Below are 23,244 nucleotides of genomic sequence, written 5' to 3'. Positions count from 1 at the left end.
AACTGTCAACTGTCAACTGTCAACTGACTAATTACCATACTGGTTGACTTTCTATCAAATTTGTGGCTGTTATACTGTCTACGGCTTTTGAAAAAAAGTATCCCTGTCCGTATTCGCATTGCAGGGCTCTGAGCAAATTAAGCTGTTCGATGGTTTCGATTCCTTCAGCAATTACATCCATGTCTAAATGACTGGCTAAAATTAGAATAGTCTGTACAATGGCTTCGTTTCCTTCATCTTCCGTCATGCGGCTGACAAAAGCTCGATCGATCTTTAAGGCATCAGTGGGAAAAGTGTGCAAGCGGCTTAAAGAAGAATAGCCCGTTCCGAAATCGTCAATATATAATTCAATTTCTAAATTTTTCAATTCCGTGAGGATAGCGGCGGCTGATTCGGCATTGTCCATGATCACGCCTTCAGTAATTTCCAACTTAAAAGTGCGGGGGTCAAGCTGAGTTTCTTGTAAAATTTCGCTCAGGCGATCGATTAAATCTGGCTGTTTAAATTGTTCGTTAGAAAGGTTGACGCTGACAGTCAATGGCGGATTTGCTGGGAATTTTTGGTGCCACTCGTGGATCTGACGGCAAGCCGATCGCATCATCCACCAACCAATAGGTACAATCAATCTAGTTTCTTCTGCGACTAAAATAAACTCGCCGGGAGAGACTAAACCCCGATCGGGGTGATACCATCGCAGCAGCGCTTCAAAACCGCTGATTCTACCGCTAGTTAGAGAGACGATGGGCTGGTAGTAAAGCCGAAATTCCTCGGAGTCTAGAGCGCGCCGTAGGTCGTTTTCCAGTTGCAACAGGGCGACGGCGCGAGTGTGCATACTTAAGTCAAAAACTTCATGGCGAGCTTTGCCCAATCCCTTGGCGTGATACATGGCAGCATCTGCATCTCGCAGCAGTTCTTCGGGTCGATCGTACAATATTTGGAACGGCACCGGGAGAACTGGGGAGTCGGGAGATAGGCAAGACAAAACAGTTTCCCGATCGACATTTCCCAGATTTGCTGGACTAGAAAATTCGCTGCTTGGACTCGAAGGCTGCGGCAAACCAGAACAAACAATGCCAATGCTAGCACTGCTAAAAACTTGATATTCGTTGAGGTAAAAAGGCTCTGCCAGTTCCGCTTGCACTCGTTCGGCAATGACGATCGCATCATCGGTGTTTTTGATATTTTCCAGCAAAATAGCGAATTCGTCGCCGCCGAGACGGGCAACGGTATCTCCAGTGCGCAAACAGATTTCCAGGCGCTGCGCGATCGCGATCAGCAAGCGATCGCCCACTAAATGCCCCAAACTGTCATTAACAACCTTAAAGCGGTCTAGATCGATAAACAGCACCGCAAACAAAACTTCGGGACAGCGTTTTGAAAGCTCGATCGCGTGTCCCAAACGATCCATAAATAAAGCTCTGTTTGGCAAACCCGTTAGCGTATCGTGCAAAGCATCGTGTACTAACTTGTCTTCGGCTATTTTGCGGAGGGTGATATCTTCGACAGTACCTTCGTAGTAAAGCAAATTGTCGTCAGCGTCGCGAACATCCCGGCCATTCTCGGAAACCCAGATGGTGCTGCCGTCAGCGCGGTAAACTTGGGACTCGAACTCAGACACAGAACCGTGTTTTTCGATCGCGCGCAAAAACTCGACGCGGCGGTTGGGATCGAGGTATAGTTGGTGATCGATATCGTGGATGTTTGCGATCAGTTCAGAGGCAGACTCGTAGCCATAAATTCTCGCCAAAGCCGGGTTAGCACTGAGGTATCGTCCGTCGGGCGTTGTCTGAAAAATTCCTTCGATCGCGTTTTCAAAGATGCTGCGGTATTTCTCTTCGGCTTGTTGCAGTGCGAATTCTGCCTGCTTGCGATCGCTGATATCCGTCAGCGTCCCCAGATAGCCGAGAACTTCCCCGCTGTTGGCAATTTCCGGCACTGCTTGCCAAAATATCCAGGTTGTGCGATCGCCGTTGCAAAAGCGGTACTCTAACTTACAAGACAACTTGTCTTTGACAGCGCGATACCACAGGCTCAAAACGCGATCGCGGTCTTCGGGATGCAAACTTTGAGCCCAACCTTCGCCTAGTGCATTTGGCGCAGTCAGTCCCGCCATCTCCAAAAATCGCTCGTTGACATACAAGCAATCTCCAGCAGCGTCGGCGCGCAAAATCCCGACTGGCAGTATTTTAGCTAAGGTGTAATAGCGATATTCGCTTTCTAGCAGGGCGCTGGCAGCTACTTTAGTCTCTGTGATGTCAAACATTGCGCCTTGAAGGATCACAGACTTGCTTGCTTCATCGCGAACTGCGATCGCTCGATCGCGGAACCAGACAACTCTGCCGTTCCGGGCGATCGCGCGGTATTCTGAAACTAGCGGCGCGTCGCCAAAGATATCTTCTCCGTCGGTAAATTTCTGTGTGGCGTTTTCAACTAACACGCGATCGCGGTCTTCTGGATGAACGAGTTTCAGCCACAGATCTGGGTCTGCCTTCCATTCTGCTACAGAATAACCGAGAAAAGTCTCGATTTGCGGGCTGATGTAAAGTTTGGCAGCGCTGCGGTTGAGGGGAGAAATGTAGGTGACAGCCGGTATTTGTTCTACAAGGGCGCAGTATTTGGCTTCTACGGTGCACAGTGCTGCTTCTAGGCGTTGCCGCTCTAATTCGGCGGCGGCGCGTCCGGCAAATATGCTGATGATTAGTTGAAATTTGGCAAGATTTGATTCTACCAAGGGGCGATCGTGGAAAATACAAATAATCCCTAAAGGTTCGCCGTAAGAGTTTTTGAGCAAGACTCCGAGGAAACTCTGCGCACCTGTAACGATCGGTCTGCGGTCTTGTGGGAAGGTTTCTAGGAGACAGTCTGGACAGGAGTACATTCCCTGCTCAAACACCAGCGCTTCGGGAGTATTGGCGGTGTTGCACTCAAAGTTTGGCTGCTGCTGTCCGTCGCTCCAAAAACTGATAACTTGTAATTGATCGGGATCAGTATCGGCGCGTTTTATCGACTTAATTGATTTGTAAACAACGGCGCTGCGAACTCCGAGTGCTGAGGCTAAGTGGCGAACTAAGGCATCAAAAAATTCTGCTCCTCCGGGCGAATTAGTACCTGTTAAGATGTCGCCTAGCAAGTCTTCTTCTAATTGCGGGGAAGCCCGAACTTTGGGTGGGTTGACATTGGGAGGGTTGTTGTCATTTTGGGCGATCGAACCTTGGATGCTCAGACTAACGCTTTTGCTGGTGGAAGGCCCTACAAGAGGCGAAGAATTCACAGTTGGGCGTTGTTGCTGGGCGAATAATAGATGGTAGCCAATACTTAAAAGTTTACCCAAGAAGCTGTCTGCGATCGCCAACAGATTTGAGTTGGGGAAAATCAAAAACTTTTTCCAAATTTTCAATCCCGCAAATAAATCGGGCTGTAATTCTGTCAACAGCGGTTGCTCTGCGGCGCTTGGCAGACTGGGAGGCCTTCGCTGCCACTTGAGATAAATCGCGGACGCCAGGGCTAAAGTCGCCGATAATCCCAGAAGGTATGCAAGAATCTTAAAGTAAAGGAATAAATCTAGATCGAACATCGATTAGCACCGCTCGACAATTGTTGTAGTTATCTGAAGCCAATCTATTTAAAAATAACTAAGTATCGTCACAAATGGGTAACGAATACAAGGTAGGATCGGAGGTGAAGACGAAAATAGAGTTAATACCCTGATGAAAGCGATCGTTTTTGAAACGCCCGGAAGCCCGTCCGTATTGAAACTGCAAGATATCCCCGCTCCTACTATACAAACAGAAACTGAAGTTTTGGTGAAGTTGCGGGCGGCGGGGATTAATCCGATAGATACTAAGTTGCGATCGCGCGGCACTTTTTACCCCGAAAAAACTCCTCATGTTTTGGGGTGCGACGGTGCTGGAGTCGTAGAGGCTGTCGGTGCTGCTGTGCAGAGTTTCCAAGTCGGAGACGAGGTTTTTTTCTGCAATGGCGGTTTGGGTGGGTCGATCGGTACTTATGCGGAGTTTGCCGTTGTAGACGAACGTTTTCTCGCCATCAAGCCTGCTGCTTTAAGTTTTGCTGAGGCGGCGGCTGCACCGTTAGTTTTAATTACAGCATGGGAATCGCTGTACGATCGAGGGCGCTTGCAAGCTGGCCAAAAAGTGCTAATTCTAGCAGGTGCAGGCGGTGTCGGCCACGTCGCGGTACAATTGGCTGCATTGCAGGGTGCTGAGGTTTGCACTACTGTTAGTTCCGAAGCAAAAGCCGAATTTGTAAGGCAGTTAGGTGCAGATTCAGTTATTTTATACAAAAATACCGATGTTGTCGATGAAGTTTTGACTTGGACTCAGGGACAAGGAGTTGACTTGGCTTTCGATACTGTCGGGGGAGAAACTTTTTACCAAACTATTCCGGCTGTCAAGATTTATGGAGATTTGGTAACAATTTTGGAACCAGATCCGGATTTGGGGAATTTGAAAACGGCGAGAATGCGCAATCTGCGGATCAGTTTGGAGTTAATGTTAACTCCGATGTTGCAAGGTTTGGAACAGGAACAGGAAGATCAAGCTAATATTTTGCGGCAGTGTGCTGGTTTGTGCGATCGTAATTTGCTCAAAATTCATGTCAGCAAAACTTTTCCGCTAGCACAAGCTCAAGCTGCGCATGAATTGTTAGAAACAGGCTCGGTGACGGGTAAAATAGTGCTTGAAATTGCGGGCGATTGAGATTGCGGGCGAATGGAATTCGCGGAGATTCCCGGCGAATCGAATTCGCGGCGACATAAACAAAACCCGCCTCCGCGGGTTGAAGAAATTTTGGATTCAAGAATCGCGGGCGATTGAGATTCCCGGCGAATGGAATTCGCGGCGACACATACGAAACCCGCCTCCGCGGGTTGAAGAATTACGGGCAATTGCGATTATGTAGTGATTTTTGAAGTCAGTTCCCAATGAGGAATCATTGATTTCTCCTTGTGGTGAACAGCTTGATTTTTGATATATTTAGCCACAACGTCGAGCCCATCATGGCTAACAGTAAATGCCCCATAGCTGCCTTGCCATTTAAAAAATTCACCCGGTTTAATTTCGTGAGTGATTAAATGGGAAGAACTACCCTTGACTTGCTTAATTATCTCAAATACCGCCAAAGTCGTCGGAAAAGCTGTTAACAGGTGAACGTGATCTTCTATACCACCAACAGCAATCACCGTGCATCCCAACTTCTGACATTCTGCAATAATTGCTGCATAGATTACTTGTTGAATATCAGAAGTAATCAACGGCAATCTATCCCAGGTTGACCAAGTAAAATGGATATATAACTGCGTAAAATTGTCTCTCATTGCTATTAAAACTGTGTGAAATTTGTCTTCAACCCACGGAGGTGGGTTTTGTCTGTGTCGCCGCGATTTCAATCGCCGAGACATCTTCAACCCACGGAGGTGGGTTTTGTCTGTGTCGCCGCGAACTCGATTCGCCGGGGCTGCCACGATTTCAATCACCGAGACATCTTCAACCCGCGGAGGCGGGTTTTGTCTGTGTCGCCGCGAATTCGATTCGCCGGGGCTGCCGCGATTTCAATCGCCGGGGCATTAAGTCGTATACTCCGCGTTAATCTTCACGTAGTCGTAACTCAAATCGCATCCCCAAGCCTTCGCAAAACCGCCGCCATTCCCGACAGCAACCTGAATTAAAACCGTGTCTTCCTTCAGATATTCACCAGCAGCCGCCGCCTTCATATAATTACTCGCAGCAGATTTATCGAACTCCTTCGGTTGTCCATTTTCCATCATCAAAAAATCTCCCAATTGAATCCGCAAATTCTCTTGATCGAAAGGAACACCAGCGCGCCCCGCAGCCGCCGCAATCCTTCCCCAATTCGGATCGCGTCCAAAAATAGCAGCTTTTACCAAAGAAGAACCGACAATTGTTTTGGCAATTTTACTCGCAGAAACTTCGTCGGTGGCGCCGCTAACTTGTACTTCCACCAAACAAGTTGCACCTTCACCATCGCGGGCGATTGCTTTTGCTAAATGCACGCAAACTTCTGTTAGCATCGCCTCTAATTTCTCAGCCTCCGGGCCCATTTCTGTAATCGCTGGCGTGCGGGATTGGCCGTTAGTTAAAGCAATTAGCGAATCGTTGGTACTGGTATCGCCGTCAACAGTAATTTGATTGAAACTTCTGTCAGCCGCCCGACTCACCATTTCCTGCCATAGATGGGACGACACTGCTGCATCACAAGTTACAAATGCGAGCATTGTTGCCATATTCGGGTGAATCATTCCTGAACCTTTGCAAATGCCGCCGATCCGCACGGGGCGATCGCCAAACATGGTTTCCAGGGCGATCGTTTTCGGGACTAAATCAGTCGTACAGATAGCCTTAGCAGCCGCATCAGAACCAGTTTCCGATGCCTCAGCAACCAATCGCGGAATTGCCGCCCTCAACGGCTCCATTTTAATCCGCTGTCCGATCACGCCAGTGGAGGCCAAAAGAATTGATTCTGAAGGAATATTCAGCGCTTCTCCCAACAATTTGGCGCTTTCGAGGGCATCTGCTAAGCCTGCTTCGCCAGTCGCAGCATTAGCTTGTCCGGCATTGCACAAAATGGCTTTGGCGCTGGGTTTAGCTTGTAGTAGTTGGCGGCAATAGTCCACACAAGCGGCCCGGACGGTGGATGTGGTGAAGACTCCTGCGGCGATCGCGTCCACTTCTGATAAAATTAAACTTAAATCCGGTAAGCCTGAAGGCTTCAAACCCGCTGTAATTCCCGATGCTCGATATCCTCTGGGTGCTGTAACTCCGCCGTCAATTTCTTTCCAGTCCGACATGATGACCTCCCTAGTAGCCTTCAATCTGCTGAAAAGGGATTATATCAAGTTTCTAGGCACAAACGTCTTTTATTCTTTGTGATGTATACGTTTGAGGCGAGCCAACTCTCATGCAAGCTCACCTTTTGCTCACAAGCACTACAACCGAAATCTTGCCAATTGGCAATTGCCAATGACTACTGACTACTGACTACTGACTACTGATACCAATTTAATGTGAAGTTGCATATATCTCGATCCCCCTAAATCCCCCGAAAGCAAGGGGGACTTTGATCGGAATCTTGTCCCCTCCTGATTAAGGGAGGTGCCAGGAAGATCGGATTCTATGCAGCCTCATAAAAAATTGGTATGACTACTGACTACTGACTACTGACTAATAAAAACAATCGCGACTGCTTTTTGATATCGATATCAAGAAGCAGTCGCGATGGTTTTGTAACTAACATAATTAATTTTTAGTTGGCAAACAACAAACTCGATTCAACTGTCTGGGTGTTGAAAAAAATGAGTTATTTGCGATCGACATTCGCCTGAGAACCAGCATCTAAACCAACTTCAGCAGCCGCGCGGCTCAGCATCGATTCCTGACGGTTTTTGACGAGGTGTTGGTGGCGCATCATCAGGCTGCGCGCTTGTTGTTGAGTTGACATAACTGATTTCTCCAAATTATAGGTAATAACTTCGTAGACAATTGTCGAAATTGAGCTTGCCCTAGCTCATGGTGGCGTTGCTGCGATCGTAACTGGCTTGAAGGCTGGGCTGTGGTTTGCCTTGAATGTGGCCCCAGTAGTGGGTATCTTCCATCCCGACTTCAGTGGCGCTGCGGTTGAGCATGGATTGCTGCCGGTTCTTCACCATCTGGTGGTGGCGCATCATCAGAGAGCGGGCTTGATTTTCGGTAGACATATGCGGTTCCTCCGTCTTCCTGGATTTAATATTGGGCTGTTTTTCTGTTCCTAGTTATAAATATATCAGATAATTCTGTATCTAAAGCTACCGAATTGAAATTAGTAACAAAAATTTACAATTGGGTGAGAAGTGCGATCGAGATTGCAGGGAGTACGTTAGCGAAGCCCTCGAAGAGGATCGCCCTTCCCTGAGAAAAAGTTAAAGTTGTCAGGGGCGATTCCTAGGGGATAGCTTCGCTCGCGCGCACCGGCGCGATGCCTAAAAGTGCGTTAGCGAAGCCCACCCCTACGGGGGCTGCGCCAACGAAGAGGATCGCGCTTCCCTCAATACTTCGGACAGTTTTGCCACACGGACACTCCGCGAGCATTCCGCTAAAAAGTCACTGGGATTTTCACCAAAAAGACAAAAAAAGGTACTTTTTGCGTTAAGCTCAAAAACAGACGAACTTAAAAAAATGCTTAATAAATATTCTAGAATCTATCTTACAAAAAATGTCAGGGATTAGTCAATCCCCAACAAGTTTATGGTGATTTTATTTGACACCATATTGCTTCTTTATGGCAAGGTGAACTTTACCAATCTGAGCCCTTATAGTTCATTGAGTAAAAAAAACTGATATTCGTCATTTTTTAAAGAATTTTGATTTGAGCGAATTTCACCAATACCTTATCAAGAAAGCCTTGAACTGTAAGCTAAAAATTATTGCGACCATCGATTGTTCATTAATTAATGAAAGGGGCAAAAAAACTGAAGAAAAAGCTACTTTTTAATTTATTTTCGGAGCTATTCGTGTTTTCAATAGCCTCTTGTAAACGCCGGAAATTCAATACAAATATACTTTACACCTTTATTAATAAGTTAGATTTAGACCCTAATTTAATTTTAAATCACCCTAACCTTCCGTCAGTCCTATCCTATGGTACTCTCGCTGCTCAAAAACTGTCCGAAGTATTGTTAAGTAAGAGTGCTAAGTTTCAAAAAATGCGTTAAAAATGGCATAGCAAGCTCTGTAAGGCTTACAGGGGGGTTGAAAAACTGTCCTGACTATTGATATCTAGGGCATCTTTTAAACGACAAACGATATGCAAACCCGATCGGTGTCAAAATAATATTAATGTTATTGAAAACTCTAAGCAGTCGAAGAAATGAAAAGCTCGCCCAAGATGTCACTGAGCCTTGTCTTGTTGATGCCGCTGGTGGTGCAAATCTCCGTAGCAGTTGGCGTCACTGGATGGCTATCGTTTCGTAATGGTCAGAAAGCCGTCAATGACCTTGCAACCAGGTTAAGCTTGGAAGTTGCAGCCAGGACTAAAGAAAATTTCCGCAGTTTTGGAGAGGTGTCTCACCTGTTCCTGCAAATGAATACTGCTGCGATCGCCTCTGGAAACCTAGACCCTGATGACTTCCCCAACTTAGAGCGTTATTTGTGGAACCAGACCAAGCTGAGCGATCGAACTACAACCATCTACTACGGCGACGAACAGGGCAAATTCCTCTTACTCAAACGCGAAGCAGAAGAATTAGTATACATCAGAGACGAATCAACTGCTCCCAACCGCCAAATTTATCGCCTCGACAGCCAGGGAAATCGCACTGAACTCATCCAAACCGCTGCCTACGACCCCCGTAATAGACCGTGGTACCAAGCTGCCAAACAGGCAGAAAAAGCTACTTGGTCTCCGATCTACGTCTTCACGGCCTCGCCAGTTCTGGGGATTACGCCGGTGATGCCGATTTACAATAAAACAGGAAAACTGCGGGGGGTATTGGCAATTGACCTGACTCTTTCTCAAATCAGTGATTTTCTTAAAAGTATCAAAATTAGCCCGTCTGGAGAAGTTTTTGCGATCGAACGCAGCGGCGAAATAGTCGCCAGTTCCACAGATGAATTGCCCTTTATCACTGACAACGACGGACAAAAACGGCTGTTGGCGACTAGGAGCAAAAATTTGCTAATTCGATCGGCATCCACGTACTTGCAAAAACGATTTGGCAGTTTTGCAGAAATTGACACCCAAGGACAGTTTACCTTCGATATAGACGGCAAACGTCAATTCATTACGGTTGCTCCCCTGCGAGACGGCCGCGGTCTGGATTGGCTGATTGTCGTAGCAATCCCGGAAGCAGACTTTATGGAGCAAATTAACGCCAACACTCGCACAACTATCTTATTGTGTTTTTTTGCGTTCATATTGGCGATCGTCCTGGGAATTTTCACCTCTCGCTGGGTTGTCACACCAATTACCCGATTGCTGGAAGCTTCCAAAGCTTTAACAAAAATGTCCGAATCTGCCGACTTCACCTCCGCCGAATTAGACGGCGAAGTTGAAGTCAAAGGTGTCAACGAACTCGGCGTCCTGGCTCAGTCTTTCAACCAGATGGCGAGACAATTGCGAGCATCTTTTGTAGCCCTAGAACAAACTAACTCCAGTTTAGAACAGCGAGTAGCAGAGCGGACTGCCGAACTCGAAGCCGCCGAAGCAGAATTGCGGGCTTTGTTTGCAGCTATGAACGAATTAATTATAGTTGTGGATGCCACGGGCCGCTATTTAAAAATCGCGCCCACAAATATATCCCTGCTCTACAAACCAGCCGAAGAATTAGTTGGCAAAACTGTCGGAGAGCTGTTTCCCCAAGCTAAAGCCGACATTTTTTTGCACCACATTCGAGCAGCTTTAGATACTCAGCAAACTGTCAGCATCGAGTACGATTTAACCATTGACAACCGCGAAGTTTGTTTTGCCGCCAGCATTTCGCCACTTTCAGAAGAATCCGTAATTTGGGTAGCCCGCGACATTACTGAACAGAAACGAGCCGAATCAATGCGGCGGATGAGGCAAAAACAATTGCTCAAACAAAATATGGTTTTGCTAGAATTGGCAAGAAATAAAGCGCTATATCGAGGCGATTTGCAAGTAGCTTTGAGGGAAATCACCGAAGCCGCAGCTCATACCCTAGATGCAGAAGTAGCCGGAGCGTGGTTGTACGACCAAAGTCGATCGAAACTGCAATGTCTCGACCAATTTCACCGCACCAACAGCCAGCATTCTCAAGGTAGTGAACTCGCAGTAGCAGACTATCCAGTTTATTTTAAAGCTTTGGAAGAAGACCGGACGATCGCAGCCGATGACGCTCTCTCAGATATCAGAACCAGAGAATTTGTGGCATCTTACTTTACACAAAATGACACTAAATCAACCTTAGATGCGCCGGTGCGATTGGGAGGACAAACAGTCGGAGTCATCTGTATCGAACAGGTGGGAATTGCTCGCAACTGGACGGTAGAAGAACAAAATTTTGCTGCTTCCCTCGCAGATTTGGTATCATTGGCGATCGAAGCTAGCGATCGCGATCGGACACAAACCGCACTCCGCCAAGCAGAACAAAAATACCGCAGCATCTTTGAAAATGCAGTCGAAGGCATTTTTCAAACCACCCCAGAAGGCCGCTTCTTGAGCGTAAATCCATCCTTAGCCCGCATCTACGGCTACGCAACACCCGAAGAATTGACATCAAATCTCACAAACATCAGACAGCAGGCTTACGTCAATCCTCAGCAGCGCGAGAAGTTTATGCGAGTGATGCAAGAATTCGGACAAATTTCCGGGTTTGAGTCACAAGTTTACCGCGTTGACGGCAAGGTAATTTGGATTTCCGAAAGCGCCCGTGCAGTGTGCGACAGCGACGGCGAGGTACTCTACTATGAAGGGAGCGTCGAGGATATTAGCGATCGCAAAGTCTTTGAATCCGCCTTGCAACTCGCCCTAGAAGCAGCCCAAACAGCTTCCACCGCAAAAAGTGCATTTTTGGCAAACATGAGCCACGAACTGCGAACACCTCTGAATGCCATCATCGGCTACAGCGAAATGCTCCAAGAAGAAACCGAAGAATTGGGTTACGATGAACTCACCTCAGATTTAGACAAAATCCGCACATCCGGCAGACACTTGCTATCACTAATAAACGATATTCTCGACATTTCTAAAATCGAAGCAGGCCGCATGGATCTCTACCTAGAAACCTTCGACATCGCCACATTGATTGCAGAAGTCGCCGACACCGCCATGCCACTAATTGATAAAAATCATAACACTTTAAACTTACAGCAAATTAGCAATATCGGCACTATGCACGGTGACATTACCAAAGTGCGGCAAATTTTATTAAATTTGCTGAGCAATGCCGCCAAATTTACTCAAAATGGTACAATTACCCTCACCGCCAGCCGACAAGAAATCGCCAGCGATAGCAGCGCAGCGAGACCAGAAAACAATTCTGAACCTGCGGTAAATTCTCCATCCTCAAATCCCAGTAAAGAATTTTTAGTAATTAATTGTACAGATACAGGAATTGGCATGAATCCACACGAGTTGCAGCACATTTTCCAACCCTTTATCCAAGCAGATGCTTCTACCACGCGCAAATACGGCGGCACAGGTTTGGGACTAGCAATCAGCCAGCGTTTTTGCCTCATGATGGGTGGCAATATTTCAGTAAACAGTCAAGTCGGTGTTGGTTCTACTTTTACGATCCGCTTACCTCTAAATAATTAGCAGAAAGCACAAAAGTAAACACAGCTTGTTCAAGCTGTATCTTATAACAGTCCTGCACGCAAAGTGTCCGTACATGGTGTTTTTAAGCGGGGCAATCCCCCCGCTTAAAAGCTCCTACACCTGGGTATAGTGCATAATTCCTATTATAATAGGAATTAGTTTTGAGGAAAGCCGCAATGTTACAGTACAACTTGCCGAGGAACTTGCCCTCAGCCGATGAACTACCAGACTCGGATGAAACCCCTGTGGATAATGAACTGCAAGAACTAATACCGGGGTTGTTAAAGGCAATCTTGCTGATACTTTGGTCAGAACGCATGGACTGGTTTTTTGGCATAGATATGGGTGTTTATCATGACCCGGACGAACCACCCATTGTCCCAGATGCTTTCTTAAGTTTAGGAGTAGAACGGTTTTACGACGAAGAATTACGCCCCAGTTACGTGCTGTGGGATGAAAATGTCATGCCACTTTTCGTGCTAGAAGTGGTTTCCCCAACTTATCGCAAGGAATACAGCACAAAATTAGACACTTATCAAGCTTTAGGCGTACTTTATTACGTCATTTATTCTTCCCGCCGCCGTCGTAAACCTCATTTGGAAGTACACAAGTTAGTCAATGGGAAGTATGAATTACAACAGCCAGGACATCCAGTTTGGATGCCAGAAATAGGTTTGGGGATTGGTTGTGAAAGGGGAAACTATTCTGGGGTGACAAGAGAGTGGTTGTATTGGTATGATGCCGATGGCAAACGCTATCTGACACCTGAAGAACAGGTGAAACAGGAAGCGCAGCGCGCCCAACAATTAGATCAGCGCGCCCAACAATTAGATCGGCGCGCCCAACAATTAGCTCAACGATTGCGGGAGTTGGGAGTAGATCCAGATAGTCTGAACTAATTGCAGTCAGTAATTCGCTTTTTGTGATGAGCTTCAGTTGCCCAAATCCACTTTAGTTCTTCTTTTGTTTGGCGGTGCGTGAGTCTCTGTTTTTAAGTGCGAAATCCGGGATTTTTCTCTCATATCCTGTCCGGTTGAACAGTTGTCATTCCCAAAGAAGTGAAGAATCTCGCCATTTCGGCTCTCACGACGACGTGAGAGCTTGACTCTTGACATCCACCCCGACCTGAAGGTACGGGGATTCCCAAACCTCGCGATTTGAATTTCTGCTTCTTCGCAACTGCCTCCACCCTCAAAGAGATTTGGTCTTATGTTCGCTCTCGCGCACTAACCCCGCAAGCCCTGCGGTTTTTACGTGTCGAATACCAAACGGAATTCTTCGTAGTTTTGATTCTAGGGTTGGACTGCCCATTGCCCTGTCCTCTTTTCCCGGTCTACCTATTTTTCTTTCCCGTTGCGGTTGTCGCAAACTTATTAATTAGGGTTTATGTTCACATAGTCGCGGGTGGGTCATTGACCAATTATATTGTAACACAAAGCCGTCCTAAAAGGACGGGGTTTCTACCCAATTTCTCGGATGACAACCAAGCTTTACGGCAAATATTTTGAGAGTATTGTTTAATTCCTTTGAATGCTGCGCGGATCTAGAGCATCCCGCAACCCATCTCCCAATAAATTAAACGCCAAAACAGTCAAAATAATCAGTGTCGCCGGAGGCCAAACTAACCAGGGCTGCAAAACTAAAATTGAAGCATTAGTAGACAGCGATAGCAAATTTCCCCAAGAAGGATCAGGCTGTTGAATTCCCAAGCCAATTAAACTCAAAACCGACTCCGCTACAATAAAACCCGGAACCGATAAAGTAGCAGAAATAATTACATAAGTTGCAGTTTGTGGCAAAACGTGGCGGACTATAATATAAATTGGATTTGCGCCCATAGCCCGCGCTGCTTGCACAAATTCTAGCTGTTTGATTGACAGTACCTGACCGCGAATTACCCGCGCCAAACTCGCCCAACTGATAAATGAAGTAATCAGCACAATCAATATAAATCGCTGAGCGCTTGTCAATCCGGGGGGCAACACTGCTGCTAGCGCTACTAATAAATAAAGACCAGGAATCGTCATCAATACTTCGGCGAATCGCATTAAAATACTGTCAATCCAACTGCCGAAATAACCTGATATTCCTCCAACTAACAATCCCAAGGGAAAAGAAATTGCTATGCCAACTAAACCGATGCTGAGGCTAATTCTGCTGCCATGTACTAAGCGGCTGAATTGATCGCGAGCTTGTTCATCCGTGCCTAAAATGTTAATTTTGCCTTCTCCTGTAGTGCCAAACAAGTGCCTGTCGAATGGTAAAATTCCTAAAAACTTATAGGGAGAACCTTTGACAAACAAACCGACAGCAGAGGGTTTTTTCCAGTCTACAATTACCTCGCGAGCGCCCGTATTCGCATCCACTGGACCCTGAGTTGTCGGATAAACGTGCGGCCCGATAAATCGCCCATCTTTGGTACTTAAATAAATCTGAGTTGGGGGCAGCAAGGAAGCGTTTAATTGAGAGTCGTAGGGGTCGTAAGGTGCCACAAATTCGGCGAAAAGTGCGACTGTATAAAAGATTAACAGCACCACTGCTCCCAACCGAGCTAGAGGATTTTTTTTAAGATTTTGCCACCATTTCATAGGTTTTAGGTTTTAAATTTTAAGTGTGTTCGTAGTGAGGACTTTAGTCCTTCTTTCGTTCGTAGTAAGCTGTTTTGCAGTTAAATTGTATATTCGGAACGGCGTCGAAGCCCATTCCACAATACTTGACAATACTTGGACTGATTTTTGACCCACACTTTAAATGTATAACAGCTTAAGGACTTGAGTTATTTCTTAACGAAATCCGTAGCAAGGGCTGATTTCCTTGCTAATATAAATTTTGAGGACTGAAGTTCTTACTACAAACCTTCGACTATTTTTGTTCATCTGCAACCAAAATTATTTTATTTTCATTTTCCTCAATTTTGCCCAATTCCTCGCCGCTAAAGGGATTGTAGAAAAATGAGCCTGTTTGCGGTGGCAATTTGGGATTGAGTACAATTTCTACGATACTTTTGACAACCCCAGTCAGCGGAATTGCCAGGATAACTCCTAACAATCCTCCCACTCTACCTCCTAATAGTAAAGCTGTAAAAATAATTACCGGACTCAACCCCGTGAGATTGCCCATGATGCGGGGAGCTACTAAATTATCCTTGATTTGCTGGAGGCCGATCGCAACTGCCAACACTTGCAGCGCCAGCCACCAATCGATAAATGCTACAATTATAGTAACTGCTCCAATGCCCAACGTGGCTCCGATAAACGGAATTATTTCTGTCAACCCTATAAACACGGCAAACAACAGAAAAAATGGAACTTGCAGCCACCAAAAAGCCAGTGTTAGTAAAATCGCCATAAATAGTCCCAGCAATAACTGGCCAGATACAAATCGTTGGAGGTTTCGCTGCAAAGTATCGGTTAAAACATAGCGAATATCCGGCGAAAAAATGCTGGTCAAACCCTGCCACACTCTTTGACCATCTAGCAGCATATAAAATGAAATTACCAGGATAAAAATTAAGTCGAGAAACCAGTTGAAAGTGCCGACAACTAAGCCTAAACTTGTACCTGCGATTGCTTGCACTTGTTCCTGGACTTTGGCTGATAACTGCTGTTCTAATATTTGCACATCAAATGGCAAATTGCGATCGGCACTCCATACTTGAAATTCACCTAACTGCTGCCGCGCCGACTCCAGTAATTCCGGGAATCTCACGCCCAATTGCCTCGCTTGGCTGAACACGGGTGGTACAATAGTTAGACCAATTACTACTACTAGCAAACCCGCAGTTAAATAAACTAGCCCCGCAGCTACTCCTCGTGGCAAAAATACTTGCAGTCTGATTACGGCATAATTTAATAAGAATGCAATGAGTCCGGCTGTTACTAAAATGCTGACCAGTTCCCCCACGTAACTGATTGCAGTTAGGGTAAACCATCCCGTCACTAGGACTAGCAACCAAGTAATTAGAAACTGTTGGATGGGAGTAAAGACATTATTCATTGGGATTTGTGTCAATTAAACTGGCAGGATTTTTTCAGCCGATGTGCCGTATTATACGACAAACAGATTATAAATTAGCAATAATTAGTTCAAGATTAGGCTTAATTTTCTGAGAATTGATGAGTTGGTGACGGCAAAACCGCGAATAGAGATAATATCAGCCCGATCGCCCGAACGATCGCCAATCACGCTAATATTACTTTGCTCAGGAGCCCGATCGAAATCGCCGCTGCAACCGGAAATCTGGCCACACTCACCCAAAAGGAGGACGCGCGACTGCTCAGCTCATCGGCTAAAATGAACTACATATTAATCTCGAAATATTTCTTTACAATCAAAAATCAAGGGCTCATAGCGGCGAGAGGAACTACCGTGACAAATCAAATTTTTTCAGAAGCAGAAGAAAAGCAACCTCTTCGCCCCGTGCAGAGCGGGCGCGACAGGAATTTAGTAGCGGAAGTGCCTGAAAGTGGGGTTCCAGACCAATCTCGCTGGCAATTTCCCCCAGAGGAAGATGAACGAGAAGTGGCGCTAGAAGTTCCAGAAATGACTGGGAAACAATCAGAAGTTTGGGAGCCAGCAGCAACGGAAGTTCCTCCCAGCAAAGGAATCAGGTGGACGACTATGTTGGCGGGCGTGGGAATTGGGGTGGCTGCAACGCTGGCGGGCGTACACTTGATTGCGGAAAAAAGTGCGCGCCCCGTAGTGACAGCCCCAGTGGCGGCTCAGTCAGCAACTGCTCAGACTGTGACTGTGGCGGCTGTGGAATCTGCCGAGGTGGCTCAAACTCTGGAAGCGACGGGCACTGTGGCGGCTTACGATTTGCTGCCGGTGTTGCCGCAAGCCAACGGTTTGCAAATCAAGCAGGTTTTGGTGAAGGAAGGGGATGCGGTAGAAAAAGGTCAGGTAATGGCGGTTTTGGATGATTCGGTGTTGCGATCGCAAATTGCCGCAGCGGTTGCTAAAGTACAATCGGCAGATTCTACGGTAGAACAAGCGCAAGCTCAGGTGCAGCAAGCTCAGTCAACTCAACAAGAAACCGAAGCTGGGGTCGCTCAAGCCGTAGCTGGCGTTGAAAAAGCCGTCGCTGATTTGGCCCAAGTTAAAACGGGTGTTGGCCAAGCTGAAGCTGGCGTGAATCAAGCTAAAGCTGGCGTCGAGCAGGCTAAGGCTGGCATTGCTTCCGCCCAGGCTAAATTAGCTCAAGCCCAAAGAGAGGTAAATCGCACCCAAAATTTGGCTACGCAGGGAGTGATTAGCCAGCAAGATTTGGAAAAGCGCAAGACGGAGCGAGAAACTGCTGTTCAAGATGTGAACAAAACTAAGGCTGATTTGAATAAAGCTGTAGAAGAACAGAACAAAGCGGCGGAAGAAGTGCGATCGGCTCAAGCTAAAGTAGTTAATGCCGAAGCTAATATCAGTACCGCGCGAGCAGCACTACTCAGTGCCCGCGCTAAGGTGAATACTGCGGCCGCAACTGTCAGCAGCGCTAGAGCAAATGTGGGAAACAATGCAGCAAGTGTTCGCAGCAATGATGCACAAGTTCAACAGTTGCAAACTCAACTCGAACAAACTATAGTTCGAGCGCCGGATAGCGGTATTGTGTCGGAAAGAATTGGTCGAGTTGGTGATGTTTCTGCGGGCAGTCAAAAATTATTTTCGATTATTCGCGGAAATAAGCTCGAACTGCAATTGAAAGTGCCGGAAACTCAGGTTGCGCAAGTACAACCGGGAACGGCGGTGCAGATTACTTCTGATTCTGATAAGCGGATTAAGTTGTCGGGAACTGTGCGAGATATTTCGCCGTTAGTTGACCCGCAAAATCGGCAGGCTACGGTGAAGATTGATTTGCCTGCAAGTGAGTTTTTGCGATCGGGAATGTTTTTGCGCGCTTCGATTTCGACGGCGACGGCGCAAGGTTTGAAAGTTCCTGCTAAGGCTATTTTACCACAGTCTGACGGCAGTTCTATTGTTTACAAACTTGTGGGGGAGGATCAGGTGCAGGCTCAGCCGGTGGTGGTTGGGGAGATTACTGGGGGCGCGGTTGGGGATTTGACGAGTGCTAAGGTTCAGATTAAAAAAGGGCTGAAAGCGGGGGATAAAGTGGTTGTTGCTGGTGCTGGTTATCTTAAGGATGGCGATCGGGTTAAGGTCAGCAGTCAGTAGTCAGTTGGCAGTAGTCAGTTGGCAGTAGTCAGTTGGCAGTTGGCAGTTGGCAGTAGTTATTATAGGGTGCGTCAGGTCAGAATTTGGCTACTACAAACTAATAATTTTCCCCTGACGCACCTTACTATTAGTTAGTTAATACATAATTTGGAGCGGGCAAGATGCCGAATAAAGAGAAGAGAAGAAAAAGAAAATCAAGAGTTATTAATAACGGCCATTTCCACTGTCAATTGTCAACTGTTAACTGTCAACTGTTTAAATATGTCTTTTAATATTTCGGCTTGGTCGATTAAACAGCCTGTCCCGACGATTGTTTTATTCTTAATTCTGACAATCGGGGGTTTAGTATCATTTCCGGTTTTAGGGATTGATGATTCACCTAATATCGATATCCCTTCTGTTTCGATATCCGTCAGCCAACCGGGGGCAGATCCAGCAGAACTTGAATCTCAAGTTACGAAAAAAGTAGAAGATGCTGTGGCGGGTTTGGGGAATATTGACCACATTATTTCTACTGTTAATGATGGTTCTTCTAATACGACTGTTAACTTTTTGTTGGGTACAAATAGCGATCGCGCTACGAATGATGTCCGAAATGCGATCGCCCAAATCCGCCAAAGCCTGCCCCAAGACATTAACGACCCCGTTGTCAAGCGGGTAGAATTTGCCGGCAGTTCCATCATGTCCTACGCCGTGGTTTCCGATCGCCAAACGGTAGAACAGCTAAGCGAATTAATCGACCAAAACATCAGCCGCGTCCTCCTCTCCGTCAAAGGTGTGGCTCAAGTGCAGCGCATTGGAGGCAGAGATAAGGATATTCGAGTTGATTTAAACCCCGAACAATTGCAAAGTCTGGGGATTACAGCTACCCAAGTTAACGATCAAATTCGCAATTTTAACATCAATCTTCCAGGTGGCAGAACTGAAATCGGCAATTCCGAGCAAACAGTCCGCACCATCGGCAGTGCCAAAACTATCGAACAGTTGCAAGCTTATCAAATTACCTTGCCTAAAGGTGGTTTTGTGCCGCTTTCTAGTTTGGGAAAAGTTGAGGAAGGCTACTCGGAAGCGCGTCAGGGCGCGCGGCTCAATAACAAGCCAGTCGTGGCTTTTGCCATCCTCCGCAGCACCGGCAGCACTCTGGTGACTGTGGAAGAAGCGGTGCGGGAAGCTGTTAATAAAATGGAAAAAACTTTGCCAACCGATGTCAAGCTGGAACTTATTTATACTTTAGGAGATCACATCCGAGATTCCTATGAAGCTTCTGTGGATGCTTTGATTTTAGGGGCGGTTTTAGCGATTATCACAATTTTTATTTTTCTGCGGGATTGGCGGGCTACTTTGATTGCTGCTGTGGCTTTGCCGCTGTCGGCAATTCCTACTTTTGCTGTGCTGAGAATGGTGGGATATACGCTTAACAGCATGACTTTGTTGGCGCTGTCGCTGGTGGTGGGAATATTAGTCGATGATGCGATCGTCGAAATTGAAAATATCGAACGCCATGTCGGGATGGGGAAAACGCCTTATCAAGCTGCTTTGGATGCTTCTGCTGAAATTGGTTTGGCTGTCGTTGCGACGACGATGACGATTGTTTCGGTATTTGCACCGGTGGCTTTTATGCCGGGAATTCCTGGTCAGTTTTTTCGACCTTTTGGGGTGACGGTTTCGGCTTCGGTGTTGTTTTCGCTGTTAGTAGCCCGCACCGTGACTCCGATGATGGCGGCTTATATGTTTAAGGAGAAAGGGCATCATCAGGAACTTAAAAAAGACCAACTTTCTTATCAGTACCGCCGGCTTTTGACTTGGGCGCTGAAGCATCGGGCGATCGTCCTAATTTTAGGTGTAGCCTTGTTTTTCGGCAGTGTTCAATTAATTCCTTTCATTCCCACGGGCTTTATCGATCGCGATGATACCGGACTTTCGACAGTTTCCATTGAATTGCCGCCCGGTTCTACCTTGTCACAGACAGATTTAGCAGTGCAGCAAGCAACTAAATTATTGCTCGCCCATCCAGCCGTAGATAGCGTTTTGGAGACCGAAGGCGCTCCGACTGTCTCCGGGGCAGCAGGTGGCGGCGGAGGGGGCGCTAGTGGCGTAAATACAGCCAGTCTGTACGTGAAATTGAAGCCTGCCAATCAGCGAATTAAGCAACAGAAGTTTGAGGAGGAAATGCGGCCGAAACTTACCGATGTTCCGGGTGTGCGACTGAGTTTTGCTCAAGGGCGTGTCGGCGGTAGGAAGCAAATGTCGATCGTCCTCAAGAGCGAAAATGCGGAAGCTTTAACTAAAACTGCGGAAACTCTCACGCAACAAATGAGGCAAGTTCCGGGACTGATTGAGGTACAATCGAGCGCGAGTTTGGTGAAGCCGGAGATTTTGGTGAAACCCGATCCGATTCGGGCGGCGGATCAGGGTGTTTCGGTGCAGCAAATTGCTCGAACTGCTTCTTTAGCAACGATTGGAGATATTGACTCGAATCTTGCTAAATTTGATTTGCCGGACAGACAAATTCCGATTCATGTGATGTTAGCATCGCAGTTTCGCAGCGATATCGAAACAATTAAGAACCTGCAAGTACCGGCGAAAAATAATACTTTTGTGCCGTTGAGGGCGGTGGCTGATATTACTTTGGGCAGCGGGCCTTCTCAGATCGATCGCTATGACAGAGCTCGTCAAGTATCTGTAGAGGGCAATTTGTTGCAAGGTACGACTTTAGGAGAAGCTGTTGCTGCGGTGAAGAAACTGCCTGCAATGAATCCTTTACCACCTGGTGTGGAACAGGAATCTTCTGGTGATGCGAAGGTAATGCAGGATATTTTCAGCGGTTTTGCGGGAGCTTTGGGAACGGCGGTATTGTTTATTTATGGTGTGTTGGTGCTGTTGTTTGCGAACTTCTTGCATCCGATCACAATTATGGTGGCATTACCTTTGTCTCTGGGTGGTGCGCTGCTAGGACTTTTGGTAGGTCAAAAATCTCTCGGTTTGTACGCTTTGATTGGGGTGGTGTTGCTGATGGGAATTGTGACGAAGAATTCCATTTTGTTGGTGGATTACGCGATTATGAATCAGAAGGAAGGTGAGCCGATGTATGAGGCGACGCTGGATTCTGGTGTGGCGCGGTTGCGGCCGATTTTGATGACAACTATTGCGATGATAGCTGGGATGATGCCGATCGCGCTAGGAATTGGCGCGGGATCTCAGGTGCGGAGTCCGATGGCGATGGCGGTAATTGGCGGTTTGATGACTTCTACGCTGTTGACTTTGGTGGTGATTCCGGTGGTTTATACCTATATGGATGGTTTGCAAGTCTGGGTTTTTAATCTGGTGCGGGGGAAGAAAAAACGGGAAGGGCGATCGAAGTTCTCTGGGTAAGGAAATGGTACGATTGTTGAGAAAAAGAGGTAAAGTGCGATCGACCTCCATATCAAAACATACTGTCTATCATTTAACGAGATGGTGGAGGAAGCGAATCAATATTAGCTAGGGCAAAATTGAGAAAGTATTCTGTCCGCGATATCAGTTGTTCAGCATCGGTTTCTGTGATATTTGGATCGACATTATAATCAGCTCTCAGACGGGTTCTTTCAGCATCAATTAGGTAGCGGTGCAATTCTACTGGAACTCGATTAGTGCGAGCGAAGCGTTCCCCAAAAGCAGCGATAAAGGCTGAGTGCCTGGAATAGGATAGTCCTTCGGCTTCTAAAAATGCTGTGGCGAGATAAAACATCGAATAGTAAGCACGGGATGTGGCAAATTCAGGAAAACCGGTATTATTCAATTCTCTCGCTGCTTGCAAACTTCTATTTGCTTTCTCCAGTAGTCTTTGTTGTTCTGGAGTCAAATCGCCAACCCTTCTTGTCGAATGTTGCGAAAGAAACCATTATTGTGCTGACTAAACTGCTCGTCAGTGGCAAATGCACAGCTAATCAGCACATTATATTCTAAACACAATTCGGCAATAAAAATACTAATTCGATCGCTTTCTTGAGAGTAGTTAAAGGAATTTTTTAGAACAATTAAGATATCGATATCGGAGTCTGGTCTAGCATCACCTCTGGCTTGGGAGCCAAAGATAACAATTTTGTCTAATTGTTCGCCGTAAAGTTTTTTGAGACCTTGCTGAGTTTTTGTGATAATTGTTTGGATTTGTTGATTCATATTTCCCGATCGGCGGTCTTTAGCTAATTTGTATTAGGTCACAATTCTACTATAGCAAAAAGGCGATCGCCCTTCGGTGAGAAAAAATAGTCAAGGGATCTCGCCCTTTGGATATCAAAAAGGGCGATCGGGCTGCCTGTTGTCACAATCGCGTTGCTCTTACCCTACACATATCCTGTCTTGCGGCTGTCGATCGCGATCGGGCGATCGTTGCTAAATTCTTTTAATTGATATCTGCGTACATACGGATTTGGTCATGCACTTAAATATGCGGGTAGAAACTATAACATCTTTCGCCGCAAATAAAACAAAATTTGTCGCACCAAAAAAAACTTTGAAAAATTGCATAATTTTTGGCAAAAGTCCTGATAGATAAATAGGGTCAGGTGCTGATGTAAAAATCGCCCTCGCCTGTTACAAATAAGCAGGAAAAAAAATGGCAGTAATTTCCAGTACATCCTCAAGTGACACTCTGATCGGCGGCACGCCAGACAATGACAACATTTCTGCCTTGGGCGGCAATGACACCATCAGTGGCTTAGATGGCAATGACACATTGCTAGGCGGTGAAGGAAACGACAGCCTCAGTGGAGGTGGGGGAAATGATTCCCTGATTGGCGACAGTGGCACTGACACCCT

Annotated in this window: 16 protein-coding genes; 6 read left to right on the top strand and 10 right to left on the bottom strand. The window is 46.5% G+C overall.

The features are described from left to right. Positions 1-31: 31 nt before the first annotated feature. Positions 32-3,430, bottom strand: coding sequence for a sensor domain-containing protein (locus tag QUB66_RS20515; protein ID WP_332968681.1), 3,399 nt, complete (start codon positions 3,428-3,430; stop codon positions 32-34). A gap of 277 nt (positions 3,431-3,707) precedes the next feature. On the opposite strand from QUB66_RS20515, the gene QUB66_RS20510 reads away from it, so the two are divergent. Continuing rightward, complete coding sequence (locus QUB66_RS20510) at positions 3,708-4,715, top strand: zinc-dependent alcohol dehydrogenase family protein (protein ID WP_265235165.1); 1,008 nt, start codon at positions 3,708-3,710, stop codon at positions 4,713-4,715. Between the two features lie 194 nt (positions 4,716-4,909). Here QUB66_RS20510 and tnpA read toward each other — a convergent pair whose 3' ends face one another. From tnpA to QUB66_RS20490, 4 genes are all read right to left on the bottom strand, one after another. Then, complete coding sequence (gene tnpA, locus QUB66_RS20505; protein WP_265235166.1) at positions 4,910-5,332, bottom strand: IS200/IS605 family transposase; 423 nt, start codon at positions 5,330-5,332, stop codon at positions 4,910-4,912. 249 nt (positions 5,333-5,581) lie between these two features. Next, on the bottom strand, positions 5,582-6,823 hold the full coding sequence (argJ, locus tag QUB66_RS20500) for a bifunctional ornithine acetyltransferase/N-acetylglutamate synthase (RefSeq protein ID WP_332968677.1): 1,242 nt from the start codon (positions 6,821-6,823) through the stop codon (positions 5,582-5,584). Positions 6,824-7,332: 509 nt separating this feature from the next. After that, entirely contained in the window at positions 7,333-7,473 is a 141-nt protein-coding gene (locus QUB66_RS20495) for a hypothetical protein (protein ID WP_265235169.1), read from the bottom strand. 61 nt (positions 7,474-7,534) lie between these two features. Then, entirely contained in the window at positions 7,535-7,729 is a 195-nt protein-coding gene (locus QUB66_RS20490) for a hypothetical protein (protein WP_265235170.1), read from the bottom strand. Positions 7,730-8,895: 1,166 nt separating this feature from the next. Between QUB66_RS20490 and QUB66_RS20485 the strand changes: the two genes are divergently transcribed. Both QUB66_RS20485 and QUB66_RS20480 read left to right on the top strand, forming a co-directional pair. Beyond that, positions 8,896-12,285, top strand: a complete 3,390-nt coding sequence (locus QUB66_RS20485; protein ID WP_442923323.1) for a PAS domain S-box protein — start codon at positions 8,896-8,898, stop codon at positions 12,283-12,285. Between the two features lie 176 nt (positions 12,286-12,461). Further along, a complete protein-coding gene (locus tag QUB66_RS20480) occupies positions 12,462-13,184 on the top strand; it encodes a Uma2 family endonuclease (protein WP_265235172.1) in 723 nt (240 codons plus the stop codon). A gap of 618 nt (positions 13,185-13,802) precedes the next feature. On the opposite strand, the gene QUB66_RS20475 is transcribed toward QUB66_RS20480, so the two are convergent. The 3 genes from QUB66_RS20475 to QUB66_RS20465 form a co-directional block, all read right to left on the bottom strand. Further along, positions 13,803-14,873, bottom strand: coding sequence for an ABC transporter permease (locus tag QUB66_RS20475; RefSeq protein WP_265235173.1), 1,071 nt, complete (start codon positions 14,871-14,873; stop codon positions 13,803-13,805). Between the two features lie 274 nt (positions 14,874-15,147). Next, entirely contained in the window at positions 15,148-16,281 is a 1,134-nt protein-coding gene (locus tag QUB66_RS20470; protein WP_265235174.1) for an AI-2E family transporter, read from the bottom strand. 84 nt (positions 16,282-16,365) lie between these two features. Beyond that, positions 16,366-16,542, bottom strand: a complete 177-nt coding sequence (locus QUB66_RS20465; RefSeq protein ID WP_332968672.1) for a hypothetical protein — start codon at positions 16,540-16,542, stop codon at positions 16,366-16,368. A gap of 111 nt (positions 16,543-16,653) precedes the next feature. Here QUB66_RS20465 and QUB66_RS20460 point away from each other — a divergent pair, with 111 nt between their 5' ends. Then, entirely contained in the window at positions 16,654-18,447 is a 1,794-nt protein-coding gene (locus tag QUB66_RS20460; protein ID WP_332968671.1) for an efflux RND transporter periplasmic adaptor subunit, read from the top strand. A 261-nt stretch (positions 18,448-18,708) separates the two neighbouring features. Beyond that, positions 18,709-21,819 (top strand): efflux RND transporter permease subunit, encoded by a 3,111-nt coding sequence (locus QUB66_RS20455; protein ID WP_332968670.1) that lies wholly within the window; start codon positions 18,709-18,711, stop codon positions 21,817-21,819. Between the two features lie 73 nt (positions 21,820-21,892). Here the strand turns inward: QUB66_RS20455 and QUB66_RS20450 are convergent, their stop codons facing one another. Further along, positions 21,893-22,288, bottom strand: a complete 396-nt coding sequence (locus QUB66_RS20450; RefSeq protein WP_332968669.1) for a HEPN domain-containing protein — start codon at positions 22,286-22,288, stop codon at positions 21,893-21,895. Further along, complete coding sequence (locus tag QUB66_RS20445) at positions 22,285-22,605, bottom strand: nucleotidyltransferase domain-containing protein (RefSeq protein ID WP_332968668.1); 321 nt, start codon at positions 22,603-22,605, stop codon at positions 22,285-22,287. The genes QUB66_RS20450 and QUB66_RS20445 overlap by 4 nt, the downstream gene beginning before the upstream one ends. A gap of 436 nt (positions 22,606-23,041) precedes the next feature. Between QUB66_RS20445 and QUB66_RS20440 the strand changes: the two genes are divergently transcribed. Continuing rightward, positions 23,042-23,244: calcium-binding protein (locus QUB66_RS20440; RefSeq protein WP_332968667.1), on the top strand; the 203-nt coding region annotated here is incomplete at its 3' end.

This window comes from Microcoleus sp. A2-C3 (assembly GCF_036706065.1).
In the GTDB taxonomy this organism is placed as follows: Bacteria; Cyanobacteriota; Cyanobacteriia; order Cyanobacteriales; family Microcoleaceae; genus Microcoleus.
Note: the sequence above shows the minus strand (reverse complement) of the source record. Positions and strands in the feature narration are given on the sequence as shown.